Consider the following 14,267-nt stretch of genomic DNA (forward strand, 5'->3'; position numbering starts at 1 on the left):
ACGAAGTTAATAGCAATTTTTCACTCTGTTTAATTTTGAAGGATCAGATAGATTCTTCTTTCAGTTTACAACCAATTAGGAATGTAAATTGAAAAATTGTCCTTTGAAAATTGCACAGTAAATAAGAAATAAAGTAAAGCTAAGGTTATAATATAACCTTTGTAGTAAAGTATCATTTTAAAGATGATATGATGATAATAAGAAAATTGATAGTAACGAGCAGATCGAGGAAAGATTTGAGCGAGGAGCAGAGTTTACTTATGTAAATGAGCACCACAGCGAAAAGGTTGACGAAGATATGCGAAGTTAATAGCAATTTTCGATAATAAAGGTCAAGCTACAAAGGGCGCATGGAGGATGCCTTGGCACCAGGAGCCTAAGAAGGACGCGATAAGCTGCGAAAAGCTCTGGGTAGGCGCAAATAGCCAGAGAACCAGAGATATCCGAATGGGGAAACCCACCTAGATAACGCTAGGTACTGCAAACTGAATACATAGGTTTGTAGAGGCAAACCCGGGGAACTGAAACATCTAAGTACCCGGAGGAAGAGAAAGAAACATCGATTTCCTAAGTAGCGGCGAGCGAACGGGAAAGAGCCCAAACCAGGAACTTGTTCCTGGGGTTGCGGATAGGTCATAAATACTGTGAAGTGTTAATTGAAGAGAGCTGGAAGGCTCCGCCGGAGAAGGTAAAAGCCCTGTAAATGAAAGCAAAGAGCAGCCAGATCTAATCCAGAGTACCACGAGACACGAGAAACCTTGTGGGAAACAGGGAGGACCACCTCCCAAGGCTAAATACTACCTGGTGACCGATAGAGAAGGAGTACCGTGAGGGAAAGGTGAAAAGAACCCCGGGAGGGGAGTGAAATAGAACCTGAAACCGTGTGTCCACAAACAGTCGAAGTACGTAAAGTACGACGGCGTGCTTTTTGTAGAACGAGCCAGCGAGTTACGATATGCAGCAAGGTTAAGTACTTAAGGTATGGAGCCGGAGGGAAACCGAGTCTGAAAAGGGCGCGAAGTTGTATGTTGTAGACCCGAAACCGAGTGACCTATCCATGGCCAGGTTGAAGCGGAAGTAAAATTCCGTGGAGGACCGAACCACGTTGGTGTTGAAAAACCATGGGATGAGCTGTGGATAGCGGAGAAATTCCAATCGAACTCGGAGATAGCTGGTTCTCCTCGAAATAGCTTTAGGGCTAGCGTCGGAAATGAGTAATGGAGGTAGAGCACTGAATGGGGTAGGGGCTGACAACAGTTACTGAACCTTATCAAACTCCGAATGCCATATACTTGAATTCCGGCAGTCAGACTGCGAATGATAAGATCCGTGGTCAAAAGGGAAACAGCCCAGACCACCAGCTAAGGTCCCAAAGTGTAAGTTAAGTGGGAAAGGATGTGTGATTTCTAAGACAACTAGGATGTTGGCTCAGAAGCAGCCACTCATTTAAAGAGTGCGTAATAGCTCACTAGTCAAGAGATCATGCGCCGAAAATGTCCGGGGCTAAAACTTACCACCGAAGCTGTGGACTCGAAAGAGTGGTAGAGGAGCATCCTGTATGAGTTGAAGTTGTACCGGAAGGAACAGTGGATTGTACAGGAGAGAGAATGCTGGCATAAGTAGCGAGAAATAAGTGAGAATCTTATTGGTCGAAAACCTAAGGTTTCCTGGGGAAGGTTCGTCCGCCCAGGGTAAGTCGGGACCTAAGCCGAGGCCGAAAGGCGTAGGTGATGGACAATCGGTTGAAATTCCGATACCGCATAAAAGCGTTTGACAAAAGGGATGACGCAGGAGGATAAGGTGTGCATACAAATGGATGTATGTCTAAGCACCGAGTCAGGTATACCAGGAAAATCCGGTATATCAATGATGAGGTGTGATGGGGAACCCGCAAGGGGAAGTACCTGATTTCACGCTGCCGAGAAAAGTCTCTATGGAGCTTTTATGTGCCCGTACCGCAAACCGACACAGGTAGGTGAGGAGAGAATCCTAAGACCATCGGAAGAATTGTTGTTAAGGAACTAGGCAAATTAACTCCGTAACTTAGGGAGAAGGAGAGCCACGCAAGTGGCCGCAGAGAAAAGGCTCAAGCAACTGTTTATCAAAAACACAGGTTTCTGCTAAAGCGAAAGCTGAAGTATAGGAGCTGACGCCTGCCCGGTGCTGGAAGGTTAAGGGGAAGACTTAGCGCAAGCGAAGGTCAGAACTTAAGCCCCAGTAAACGGCGGCCGTAACTATAACGGTCCTAAGGTAGCGAAATTCCTTGTCGGGTAAGTTCCGACCCGCACGAATGGCGTAATGATTTGAGCACTGTCTCGACAACAAATCCGGCGAAATTGAAGTGCAAGTGAAGATGCTTGCTACCCGCGATTGGACGGAAAGACCCCGTAGAGCTTTACTGCAGTTTAGCACTGAATTTCGGTATTGTCTGTACAGGATAGGTGGGAGACTAGGAAGTAGTGGCGCCAGCCATTACCGAGTCGATGTTGGGATACCACCCTGACAGTACTGGAATTCTAACCGGGCTCCATGAAACTGGAGACGGGACAATGTTAGGCGGGCAGTTTGACTGGGGCGGTCGCCTCCTAAAAAGTAACGGAGGCGTACAAAGGTTCCCTCAGAAGGGTTAGAAATTCTTCGAAGAGTGCAAAGGCAGAAGGGAGCTTGACTGCGACACAAACAAGTGGAGCAGGGACGAAAGTCGGGCTTAGTGATCCGGTGGTACCTCGTGGGAGGGCCATCGCTCAACGGATAAAAGCTACCTCGGGGATAACAGGCTGATCTCCCCCAAGAGTTCACATCGACGGGGAGGTTTGGCACCTCGATGTCGGCTCGTCGCATCCTGGGGCTGAAGTAGGTCCCAAGGGTTGGGCTGTTCGCCCATTAAAGCGGCACGCGAGCTGGGTTCAGAACGTCGTGAGACAGTTCGGTCCCTATCCGTCGCGGGCGCAGGAAATTTGAGAGGAGCTGTCCTTAGTACGAGAGGACCGGGATGGACCGACCGCTGGTGAACCAGTTGTTCCGCCAGGAGCATAGCTGGGTAGCCAAGTTGGGAAGGGATAAACGCTGAAAGCATCTAAGTGTGAAGCCCACCTCAAGATAAGATTTCCCATAGCGTAAGCTAGTAAGACCCCTCGAAGAACACGAGGAGATAGGTCAGAGGTGTAAGCAGGGCAACTTGTTAAGCTGACTGATACTAATAGGTCGAGGGCTTGACCAAATAAAAAACGAAAGAAAAAAATTTACTGTGCAATTTTGAGAGGACAGAGTAATTTGAACTCTTAAAAGATAATATATAAGAAAATTGATAGAAGCGAGCAGATTGAGGAAAGGCTTGAATGAGGAGCAGAGTTTACTTGTGTAAATGAGCACCGCAGTGAAAGACTTGACGAAAATATGAGAAGCTTATAGCAATTTTCGATAATAAATCTGGTGGTAATGACGTGAAGGTAACACCCCTTTCCATACCGAACAGGAAGGTTAAGCTTCACAGTGCCGATGGTACTGCAGGGGAGGCCCTGTGGGAGAATAGGTCGCTGCCAGGTAATAAGGATCTTTAGCTCAGTTGGTTAGAGCAACCGGCTCATAACCGGTGGGTCCGGGGTTCGAGTCCCTGAAGGTCCACCATGAAAAGAACTACATAGTTTTATGTAGTTCTTTTATTTTTTGCCCGTATTATGGTACACTTTAAATAGTGTATTAGTTGGAGGAGATTTATATTGATATTTTATAGAATAAAGCAATTTTATTGGGCATTAACTTCTAGAATTAATGAACAGGATAGTAGGTTTATAAAAAATATTTTAAGTATAGAAGAATTAAAATTATTTAATAAACTGTCCATAAATGAACAAAAGCATTGCGTAAAAGTAGCATATGATGTAGAGCGTATTTGTAATAGTAAGCCAGGTACAGTAGATGAGAAATTGCTTCTAAAGGCTGCTCTTTTACATGATATAGGTAAGATAGATAGAAAGCTAAATCTAATAGACAAATCATTTATAGTATCAATGGATAGGATTTCAAAAGGGAAATTAAGAAAATTTTCTCAAAAGCCAAAGATAAATGTATATTACAATCATAGTAAAATAGGAGTAGAGCTATTAAAAAAGATAGAGTATAATGAAAAATTATTTTATTTGATAGAAAATCATCATAATAACGATACTCATAATAATAATTTGGAGTTAAAGATATTAAAGTATTGCGATAAAAGAAATTAAAATTATAAGTTAAATTTTTTTAATTTATAAGTATTTTAGTATTTTATGTGTATAAATTTATTCCAATTTTTATGATATAATTAATGTATAAGTGTATTAGTGGAGGTTAAGATGGATTCAAAAAAAAGAAGAATATATATTAAAGAAATTCTTGAAAAAAATGACGAACCTCAAAAGGGTCATATTTTGGCAGAAAAGTTAGGGGTTACTAGACAAATAATAGTTAAAGATATAGCAATTTTAAGGGCAGAAGGTAAAGATATAATAGCAACCCCAGATGGTTATCTGATTCCAAAAGCAGAAAAAAATTTAATTAAGGCTGTAATAGCAGTTTCACACGAAACAAGTGAAATAGAGGATGAACTTAAAACTATAGTTAAATTTGGGGGTAAAGTACAGGATGTAATAGTAGAACATCCCCTTTATGGTGAAATAAAAAGTATGCTTATGATAAAAAATTTATATGATGTTGAAAATTTTATAAATAAAATAGAACAGTATAAAGCAGAACCACTATTAATATTAACAGGAGGTGTGCATTTACATACTATAGTTGCAGAAAACGATGACATAATTAAGAATATAAAAAGGGAATTGAAAGAGAAAAAGTATATGATTTCTGATTGATCCATAGCTAAAATTTTTTATATTTATAAAAGAGGTGGTTGTATTATGAAGAGGAAAATGGCAATAGGTATTTTTATTTTAGTTTTAGTATTGTGTATTTCATTTTTAAATAATATCGTAAATTTCGTAATAAATATACAGTGGTATAAACAAGTAGGATACTTATCTGTTTATTTTACTAAACTTGTAGCGGTATGTAAGCTTATGATACCTTTATTTATTATAAGCTTTGTAGGAATATGGTTATATTATAAAAGTCTAAGGATAAGCATTATAAAGTATAGAAAAGTTGTTGAGGTAAAAAGTAGTAAAGTTAAAATTGAGAGAAAAATAGTTTTTTTTATTGATTTGATTGTGTCTTTTTTAGCTTCTTATGTATTTGCATCAGCTTATTGGTATAGAATTTTACAATTCACAAATTCAGTATCTTTCAATAAAAAAGACCCAATTTTAAATTTAGATATTTCTTTTTATATATTTAAATTACCGCTTATACAATCTATATATAGTGCACTTGTAAGCCTATTTATTTTATTAGGATTGATAACTCTTTTTACATACTTTATATTAAGTATGAAGGATAGATTTGTATCACGAAATTTTAAGAAAAATTTTGGTAAAATAAATATATTAGATAGTGGGCTTACTAGATTTGCAGGAAAACAATTGGCAGTTTTAGCTGCTCTTATAATATTGTGTATATCAATAGGGTATATTTTAAAGTGTATTAACCTTGTTTATAGCCAAAATGGAGTAGCATTTGGCGCAAGTTATACAGATGCTCATGTAAGTTTGTTGTTCTATAAAATTATTGCAGTAGCATCTTTTATTGCTGCTATAGTTATATTTATTAGTATAATTAGAGTTAAAATTAAACCTATAGTGGCATCTATAGTTGTAATAATAGTTTTAATTATAAGTGGAAATCTAATGGCTTTTGTGGTTCAAAATTTTGTGGTTAAATCCAATCAAAAAACTTTAGAAAGTCCATATATAAAATATAATATAGATTATACCCGTAGTGCATTTAATATTGATAATGTGGATACTAGGTCTTTTCAAGTCAAGGATGATTTAACTTCAAAGGATATAGAAAATAATATGGATACGATAAATAATATAAGGATAAATTCTTTTGATCCTACACTTGAATTTTATAATCAAGTCCAAATTATAAGATATTATTATAACTTTAATAATATTGATATAGACAGATACAATATAAATGGAAAATTTAATCAAGTTTTTGTAGGTGCGAGAGAAATAAACAGCAAGGCAATAGATCCAAATACATGGCAAAATAGACATCTTATATATACCCATGGTTATGGAATAGTTATGAATAAAGTTAATTCGGTAACTTCAGAAGGACAGCCTAACTTTGTCATAAAGGATATGCCACCTAACAATTCCACTGATATAAAAATTCAAAATCCAAGAATATATTTTGGTGAAAAAACGGATAACTATGCAGTAGTTAATACTAAAATAGGTGAATTTGATTATCCTAAAGGAAGTAATAATGCAACTAATATTTATAATGGAACAGATGGAATAAAATTAGGATTTCTAAATAGATTATTATTTGCAATAAATCAGAAGGATTTAAATTTCTTATTATCCAGGGATATATCAAAAGAAAGTAAGATATTGATAAATAGGAATATAGTTGATAGAGTCAATAAAATAGCACCTTTTTTAAACTATGACTCAGATCCCTATATAGTTGCAAGTGGAGGAAAGTTATATTGGATATTAGATGGATACACTGTTTCAAATAGATATCCTTTTTCACAACCTCAGAACGATGTAAATTATATGAGAAATTCTGTGAAGGTTACTATAGATGCTTTAAATGGAGACGTAAATTTTTATATAGTGGATAAAACTGATCCTATAATAAAAAGCTATGCAAAAATATTTCCTAACTTATTTAAAAATATGAATCAACTATCACCTGATATAGTTAAGCATTTTAAATATCCAAAAGATTTGTTTAATATTCAATGTAGTGTACTTGGGAAATATCATGTAACAGATCCAGGAGTATTTTATAGTGGAGAAGATTTATGGGAAGTAGCTAAGAACCAAAAACAGGTTAGTGGCGAAAAGAATCTAATGGAGTCTCCTTATGTTGTTATGAAACTTCCAGGTGCTAATAAGGAAGAAATGATATTGCTGCAATATTTTAATATGAGAGATAAGGACAATATGGTAGCTTTATTTGGAGCTAGGATGGATGGAAAAAACTATGGAAAGATGATTCTATATAAATTCCCTCCAGAGAAGACGATATATAGTCCATACTTATTTAAACAAAAATTAAATCAGGATACGACTATATCTACTCAACTGTCACTTTGGAATAAAGATGGGTCTAAGGTTCAATTTGGTGATACCATGATAGTTCCTATAAATAATTCTTTGGTTTATATAGAACCTATGTATCTTAGAGCTAGTGGCAAAGATAGTATACCAGAGATGAAAAGAGTCGTAGTATCTTATGGTGATAAAATAATATTAGCTGAAAGCATAGATGATGCTTTGCAGCAGATATTTAACTATAAGCAAAATAATCAATCACAAGGAAATAGTGCTGCTCAAAGTCAGCTGGTGCCTACTAATAACGACAATCAGGAAAAGATAAAGCAGGCTAAGAGTTTGTACGAGAATGCATTAAATGCACAAAAAAATGGTGATTGGTCAGGATATGGAGATAATATTAAAAAACTTGGAGATATATTGAATTCACTAAGTAAATAGAATTTAATACAAAGTAGTAGAAACAGGGCTATTTTTAGATTATTAAAATAAAGATTTCTTTGAAGGGGAGATTAACATGGATTATGATGTGCTTATATTAGGAGGGGGAATAATAGGATGTGCAGTTTCCTATGAACTTTCAAAGTATAATTTAAATATAGCATTGATTGAAAAAGATTATGATATTGCTAATGATGTAGCACCTATAGATTATTCTATAGTGTATGATGGATTGGAATGTGAAGATATATCATTATCAAAACTTGAATTTGCTGGCAGTAAGATTATGTCTGATTTGGCATCTAAGTTTAATATTTTCTTTGAGAAGAAGGGATACTTACTGTTAGCAGATACTAAAGAAGGTGAGAAAAAGCTAATTTGTATGTATAATAAAGCTTTGAATAGGGGCATGGAAAACATACAGCTGTTAGATGGAGAAGAAGTACAGATGATAGAACCAAATTTGGGGAAAAATATAAAAAAAGCTATTTATTCTAAAAATACGGGGATTATATCACCTTATGATTTAGCTATTTCTTATGGTGAAATTGCTTGTGACAATGGGGTCAATTTTAAGTTAGGGGAAGAAGTTTTGGATATAGAAAGTATATCCAAAGGTTTTAAGGTAGTGACCAATAAAAATAAATTTACGTGTAATATGGTACTAAATACGACCCCAGGTAAAAATTATAGTATAGATAGAGAAAATAAGGTAAATCAAAATGTAAAATATTTAGAATATTTTTCCGTAGAAAAAAAATTAAGCAAACCCTATAATAATATAATTTCTACAATAGGGGAGGGGGATAATAAAACATGTATTATCCCTGGAAAAGAAAATAAATTGTTAGTAGGATTAAAGAATAGTGAAAAAATAAATTGTGAAGAGGGACTACAAAAAATAAGTGGTTTTATAAAAGATTTATCACAGGAAAATATTAATGATTTTTATAATTCACATTTTTATGATGATTTTTTAATTATAGACGATAGTTTAATTGATGAAGATTATATTAAAATAATAGGAAAACATTATGGGCAGGTTACAATGACACCTGCAATTGCAAATATAGTGTGCAAGACAGTAGTAAACAAACTAAATTGCCGCTTGAAAAAGGATTTTGTGGATAAGAGGAGGGAATTTTACAAATTTAGAGAACTTTCTAATGAGGAAAGAAAAAAAATAATAAAGCTAAATAGGAAATATGGTAAGGTGATATGTTATTGTAATAAGGTAACAGAGGGTGAAATAATAGATGCCATAAGTAGACCATTAGGGGCACGTACTATAGAAGGTATAAAGAGAAGGACAGGTGCAACTTTTGGAGATTGTAGAGGAACAAGGTGCCTTTATGAAGTGGCGTCAATTCTTGCAAGGGAGACTAATAAAAAAATGACTGATGTAGTTAAAGATTCTAAAAATTCCAATATCATGGTAGGTAGAATAAAGGAGTTTGATAAAATGTAATTGGGGGAGTTAGAATTGATAAAGGAGAGAACAGGTACTAAATTGGATAGGCAATGTATAGCTAGTAAAGATAGAGAGGATATTGATGAAAGTTTATATAGCGGAGAAGAAAATTTGAAATTAAAAGAAGATAATAAGTGTGATATATTTACTACTATAGTTAGAATAAAAGGGTGTAATTGCAACGTAGTATCAGTAAAGAGCTCTAAGCCACTAGATAAAAGCTTGTGGCTTGAATGCTCAAAAGTTTTAGCTAGAATACATGTTGGGGCACCTATAAAAATTGGAGATATAATTTGCAAAAATATACTAAATACGAAGGTGGACATAATTTGTACTAAAAATGTTAATAAAATTACAAAATAATTTCAAATTTACCTTTATTATTTTTAATATCTTGGTTATAATAAGTAGTGGATATATATTTAATTAAAAATTAACTGATGAAGAGGTTAGTAGCTTTAAAGTGATTTAAGAGAGTCAGTGTCTTGGTGTAAGCTGATATCATAATATTGTGAATCCACCTTGGAAGTACTGATAAAACAGTTCGGTAATACCGTTATAAATTAGAGAGAATTAGCATTAATTTGTTAATTAAATAGGGTGGCAACACGGAGTCTTTCGTCCCTTTGGGGTACGTAAAGGCTCTTTTTATATTATAGGAAACTATATAGATGATTAGGGAGGATTTATAAAATATGTTAGATTTAAAAAGAATAAGAAACAATCCAGAGGAAGTAAAAAAACAACTTTCAAATAGAGGAGAAGATTTTGATCCAGCAACTATTGATGAAGTAATAGCTTTAGATGAGAAGAGAAGAAAAATTCTAGTTGAAGTAGAAGCTTTAAAGAATAAAAGAAATCAAGATTCATCTCAGATAGCTAAAATGAAAAGAAATGGTGAAAATGCAGATGATTTAGTTGCTGAAATGAAACATGTATCAGATAACATAAAGCAATATGATACTGAACTATCAGAATTAAATGGGAAGATAGAATACATAATGCTTAGAATACCTAATATTCCTAATCCTGCAGTTCCAGAAGGAAAGTCAGACGAAGATAATGTAGAAATTAGAAAATGGTCAGAGCCTACTAAGTTTGAGTTTAAACCTAAAGCTCATTGGGATATAGGTACAGATCTTGATATACTTGACTTTGAAAGAGGTGGAAAGGTCTCAGGTTCTAGATTTACATTTTATAAGGGGTTAGGAGCTAAACTTGAAAGAGCTATAATAACTTATTATTTGGATTTTCATACAGAAAAGCATGGATATACAGAAATATTACCTCCTTATATGGTAAATAGGACTAGTATGACTGGTACAGGTCAGCTTCCTAAATTTGAAGAGGATGCTTTTAGAATATCAAATAATGATTACTTTTTAATTCCAACTGCAGAAGTACCAGTAACTAATTTTCATAGAGATGAGGTTTTAAAAGGAGAAGATTTGCCATTAAAATATGTCGCATATAGTGCATGTTTTAGAGCAGAAGCAGGATCAGCAGGAAGAGATACAAGAGGAATAATAAGACAACATCAATTTAACAAAGTTGAGATGGTTAAATTCACAAGACCTGAAGAATCTTATGATGAGCTTGAAAAACTTACTAATGATGCAGAAGATGTACTTAAAGGACTAAAAATTCCATATAGAGTAGTTAGAATATGTAAAGGAGACTTGGGCTTTACTGCAGCACTTAAGTATGATATAGAAGTTTGGATGCCGAGTTACAATAGATATGTAGAAATATCAAGCTGTAGTAATTTTGAGGATTTCCAGGCAAGACGTGCTAATATAAAATATAAGGAAACTCCAAAAGACAAACCAAGGTATGTACATACTTTAAATGGATCAGGAGTTGCTATAGGTAGAACAGTTGCAGCTATCTTAGAAAACTATCAGCAAGAAGATGGAAGTGTTATAATTCCTGAAATATTAAGACCATATATGGGTGGAAAAGAAGTAATAAAATAAAATTATCTTATAAAATACAATATCTTTAAAATAAGATATTGTGGGAGTATTTTGGGTATATTGAGAGATATAATGGAATAATTCATTATATCTCCTTTAGTATAATAAATACAGAGAAAATCACATGAATTGTCAGGCTTATTTTAGATAAAAAGTAGTTATATTGAATTTTTTATATAAAAATTCAATATAAAAGATAAAAAAATGTTGACATATATGTAGACTGTTGTTATAATAATACTTGTCATGTTGGTCTAGGAAAGATGGTCGAGTTGGTTTAAGGCACCGGTCTTGAAAACCGGCGTACGGGTGACCGTACCAAGGGTTCGAATCCCTTTCTTTCCGCCATATAATAATTATATTTAAACGTAGGGCATGGAGAAATACTCAAGTGGCTGAAGAGGCGCCCCTGCTAAGGGCGTAGATCGGGTAACCGGTGCGAGGGTTCAAATCCCTCTTTCTCCGCCATTATACTTTTAATAATGGCTTAAATATAGTTACTTAAGGAAGTTATCCATTAAAATGGTTACTTCTTTTTTTATTTACTAGGATAGGTATATAAATTTTAACTTGATATAGTAAATAACCTTGATTTTAATTGGTATTTGTGTTAATATAACACTGTTAATTTGCGTCAGTAGCTCAGTTGGATAGAGCAGTTGGCTACGAACCAGCGTGCCGGGGGTTCGACTCCTCTCTGACGCACCAATAGCAGGCTTTCACTTGTATGTGAAGGTCTTTTTTAATGCAAAATAACATAACCGTAACACAACCCATAGGGGAATATATAAACACAAATAAAAAGACGTCCTATGAATTATAGGACGAACAAATCATTTAACTTATCTACTGCCTTTATTTTTTCATCAGGTAAAACGTGAGTATAAATATCACTTGTAATTTTAATACTGCTGTGACCAAGAAGCTTTTGAACTGACTTTAGAGGTACATCTCTTTCAAACAACCTAGTAGCAAAAGTATGTCTCATAGCATGAAAATTTTTATAAGGTATATTAGCTTTATTTAATGCCCGGGCATAACTCCTGGTTAAATTTCTTGAGTCTGTAGGTTCGCCAACTTCATTAGGAAATACAAGATCATTATCCTTATAGATTTCACCAGCTTTTAATTTTTCTTCAAGCTGCCTTGTTTTATGACGCTTTAGTTCTTCCACAACAGTTGACGGTATATTTACAGTTCTGATACTATTTATAGTTTTAGGCTGCTGCTCTATTACTGCAGTTTTATGAGAAGATGACTTATTATTTATAAGGTGAACTCTTTTAAATGTCCTTTGAACTTTAAGTTCACAATTTTTTAAATCTATATCGGACCATTTAAGTGCAACTACCTCACCAATCCTTAGTCCGGTACCAAGAACTAATATAAATAATGCTCTATTTCTATGGTCAGTCAAAGATTTTATGAAAGCTTTTTCCTCCTCAACGGTGAATATCTGAATTTCTTTCTTAGGAGGAAGTTTAGGAAGAGTGACATTATCACATGGATTAAATATTAAGTAGTGTTCCTTTATAGCTTGATTTAATCCGGTTTTAAGTAACTTATTTATGGTTTTAACTATATTAGGACTTTTGGCTTTATCATTTATAAGTGAATTATAAAATGCTTGTAAGTTTGCAGCCTTTAGATCTTTAAGTTTTTTCATGCCTATTTGAGAGTTTAGTATATAGTTTTTAAATACGCCGCAGTATCTCTCAAGGGTAGAAGGTCTTAAATCATTAATTTTGTATTCGTAAAGCCATACTTTAATCCATTCCTGCAGGGTTACCTTCTCATCACAAGGAAGCAGACCTGCAGCGGATTTATTAATATACTCATCTTTCTTTTTTATAGTGTCTAGCTTTGTCTTTCCGTAAAACTGTTTTCGTACAAGCTTTCCAGTATCATCCCGTCCTATAGTAATTGTAGTTCTCCATCCCTTTAGAACTCCATCTTTATAATATTTTTGTACGGAGCCTTCACCATTTGCTTTTTTAGAGGGCATGTTAGCACCTTCCTTCACATGTAATAGAGAATTATTTGTGATTGTCACCTGTGTATTTTGATGTATTTAGTACATCATCAACTAAATTTGTAAAAGCCTTCTTTAAGTGTTTTGAAAAATAGTTTTTATTAAGGTCATTTGTACTTGTATACTCTAAAATTTCATCTTTAAGTTTTAGATTAGATGGGTTATCAAAGAACAAAACGAGATCTTCAAGTTTATCTACTATTGAATCAAGACCTATTTTTGTAAGAGCTTTAAGTTTGTTTATATCTTTAAGTGTATCCATGGATATAGAATCTATGTACTTAACATCCTGAAGGGAACTTTCTGTGTTATAGCATAAAACTTTATTCTCCATTTCATCATAAAAACTTTTCAGTATATCTACAGCTTTAGTTATGAGATACAGAAAATCCAGGTTTATTTCATACTGTTTTTTTTCATTATCAAAATTCATGAAAATGTTAGAAGTATAATTTGAAAGCAAAAAATACACTGCCTTTTTCATATTGTCAGGGTAATTTTTTATAAGTTTTTCAATGTTTTGTTTTGAAAGATATTTAGAAAAATATTCAAAGTTAATTTCATCTATACTTACAGAATCAGTTTTACCAAGCAGGTAATCTGTTGGAACGTCAAAATACTGTGCTATTTTTATAAGCATTCCAATTGATGGATCTCTGCCGTTCTCCCAGTAAGATATAGTTTGTGTATATATTTTAGAATTACTACTTAAGTCCGTATTGAGTTTATTTAATTCATCTGCCAGTTCTTTCTGAGTTAAACCTTTAGACTCACGAAGCTGTTTAAGTCTATCTTTAAATTCCATTTTATAATCCCCCTATGAACATAGTATATCATAAAATCATTAAATTTATAAATAAGTTATTCATAAAATTATTGACAATCACTAAAATAGTGATAGAATTAAATTATAAAATCAATAAATTTATAAAAAGATGTTATCATTAAAAGGGGGAACGGATAATTATATGTTGTACAAATTAAAGGCTAAAAGGGTTGAAAAGGGTATAAAGCAGATAATACTTTCAAAGCAACTTGGTATAACACCTCAGTACTTAGGAAAAATAGAAAAAGGCGAAGTTGAACCCAGGAGAGACTTGATGAAAAAGATTGCAGAACTTTTAGGGGAAGATGTGAAGGAACTGTTCTTTAAATAATATTTATTAGGGCTGGAG

The 14,267-nt window shown here is 33.9% G+C and carries 9 protein-coding genes, 4 tRNA genes, 2 rRNA genes and 1 other annotated feature; of the genes, 13 read left to right on the top strand and 2 right to left on the bottom strand.

Annotated features, from left to right (window positions below; translation table 11 throughout):
* Positions 1-330: 330 nt before the first annotated feature.
* The 12 genes from B5S50_RS10970 to B5S50_RS11025 all read left to right on the top strand — a co-directional run bounded on the left by B5S50_RS10970 (position 331) and on the right by B5S50_RS11025 (position 11,768).
* Positions 331-3,220, top strand: a 23S ribosomal RNA gene (locus tag B5S50_RS10970).
* 208 nt (positions 3,221-3,428) lie between these two features.
* Positions 3,429-3,545: ribosomal RNA gene (gene rrf / locus B5S50_RS10975) — 5S ribosomal RNA — on the top strand.
* A 5-nt stretch (positions 3,546-3,550) separates the two neighbouring features.
* Positions 3,551-3,627, top strand: a tRNA-Ile gene (locus B5S50_RS10980).
* A gap of 92 nt (positions 3,628-3,719) precedes the next feature.
* Positions 3,720-4,223 (top strand): HDIG domain-containing metalloprotein, encoded by a 504-nt coding sequence (locus B5S50_RS10985; protein WP_065078302.1) that lies wholly within the window; start codon positions 3,720-3,722, stop codon positions 4,221-4,223.
* A gap of 111 nt (positions 4,224-4,334) precedes the next feature.
* Positions 4,335-4,850, top strand: coding sequence for a transcription repressor NadR (locus B5S50_RS10990; protein WP_065078301.1), 516 nt, complete (start codon positions 4,335-4,337; stop codon positions 4,848-4,850).
* A gap of 45 nt (positions 4,851-4,895) precedes the next feature.
* Positions 4,896-7,613 (top strand): UPF0182 family protein, encoded by a 2,718-nt coding sequence (locus B5S50_RS10995; RefSeq protein WP_065078300.1) that lies wholly within the window; start codon positions 4,896-4,898, stop codon positions 7,611-7,613.
* A gap of 76 nt (positions 7,614-7,689) precedes the next feature.
* On the top strand, positions 7,690-9,081 hold the full coding sequence (locus tag B5S50_RS11000) for an NAD(P)/FAD-dependent oxidoreductase (RefSeq protein WP_065078299.1): 1,392 nt from the start codon (positions 7,690-7,692) through the stop codon (positions 9,079-9,081).
* 15 nt (positions 9,082-9,096) lie between these two features.
* Positions 9,097-9,447, top strand: coding sequence for a DUF1667 domain-containing protein (locus tag B5S50_RS11005; RefSeq protein ID WP_065078298.1), 351 nt, complete (start codon positions 9,097-9,099; stop codon positions 9,445-9,447).
* 68 nt (positions 9,448-9,515) lie between these two features.
* Positions 9,516-9,713 (top strand) — a binding site (T-box leader).
* Positions 9,714-9,779: 66 nt separating this feature from the next.
* Entirely contained in the window at positions 9,780-11,060 is a 1,281-nt protein-coding gene (gene serS, locus B5S50_RS11010; protein WP_217301833.1) for a serine--tRNA ligase, read from the top strand.
* 257 nt (positions 11,061-11,317) lie between these two features.
* Positions 11,318-11,408, top strand: a tRNA-Ser gene (locus B5S50_RS11015).
* Positions 11,409-11,437: 29 nt separating this feature from the next.
* Positions 11,438-11,528 (top strand) — tRNA-Ser (locus tag B5S50_RS11020).
* Positions 11,529-11,691: 163 nt separating this feature from the next.
* Positions 11,692-11,768: transfer RNA gene (locus tag B5S50_RS11025), tRNA-Arg, on the top strand.
* Positions 11,769-11,877: 109 nt separating this feature from the next.
* Here B5S50_RS11025 and B5S50_RS11030 read toward each other — a convergent pair.
* A complete protein-coding gene (locus B5S50_RS11030) occupies positions 11,878-13,065 on the bottom strand; it encodes a tyrosine-type recombinase/integrase (RefSeq protein WP_217301834.1) in 1,188 nt (395 codons plus the stop codon).
* A 31-nt stretch (positions 13,066-13,096) separates the two neighbouring features.
* The gene (locus tag B5S50_RS11035) at positions 13,097-13,897 is read right to left on the bottom strand and encodes a helix-turn-helix domain-containing protein (RefSeq protein ID WP_217301835.1); all 801 of its coding nucleotides are present in this window, start codon (positions 13,895-13,897) and stop codon (positions 13,097-13,099) included.
* Between the two features lie 163 nt (positions 13,898-14,060).
* Here B5S50_RS11035 and B5S50_RS11040 point away from each other — a divergent pair, with 163 nt between their 5' ends.
* Positions 14,061-14,249, top strand: a complete 189-nt coding sequence (locus B5S50_RS11040; protein WP_023162394.1) for a helix-turn-helix transcriptional regulator — start codon at positions 14,061-14,063, stop codon at positions 14,247-14,249.
* Positions 14,250-14,267 lie beyond the last annotated feature (18 nt).

The sequence above is a fragment of the Clostridium sp. 001 genome (assembly GCF_019056555.1).
Taxonomy (GTDB): domain Bacteria; phylum Bacillota; class Clostridia; order Clostridiales; family Clostridiaceae; genus Clostridium_B; species Clostridium_B ragsdalei.

What these genes read in the sequence shown, in the direction of transcription:
- B5S50_RS10990 (WP_065078301.1), top strand. Translation starts at nt 4,335, where the DNA reads ATGGATTCAAAAAAAAGAAGAATATATATTAAAGAAATTCTTGAAAAA.
- B5S50_RS11000 (WP_065078299.1), top strand. Translation starts at nt 7,690, where the DNA reads ATGGATTATGATGTGCTTATATTAGGAGGGGGAATAATAGGATGTGCA.
- B5S50_RS11040 (WP_023162394.1), top strand. Translation starts at nt 14,061, where the DNA reads ATGTTGTACAAATTAAAGGCTAAAAGGGTTGAAAAGGGTATAAAGCAG.
- serS (WP_217301833.1), top strand. Translation starts at nt 9,780, where the DNA reads ATGTTAGATTTAAAAAGAATAAGAAACAATCCAGAGGAAGTAAAAAAA.
- B5S50_RS11035 (WP_217301835.1), bottom strand. Translation starts at nt 13,897, where the DNA reads ATGGAATTTAAAGATAGACTTAAACAGCTTCGTGAGTCTAAAGGTTTA.
- B5S50_RS11030 (WP_217301834.1), bottom strand. Translation starts at nt 13,065, where the DNA reads ATGCCCTCTAAAAAAGCAAATGGTGAAGGCTCCGTACAAAAATATTAT.
- B5S50_RS10995 (WP_065078300.1), top strand. Translation starts at nt 4,896, where the DNA reads ATGAAGAGGAAAATGGCAATAGGTATTTTTATTTTAGTTTTAGTATTG.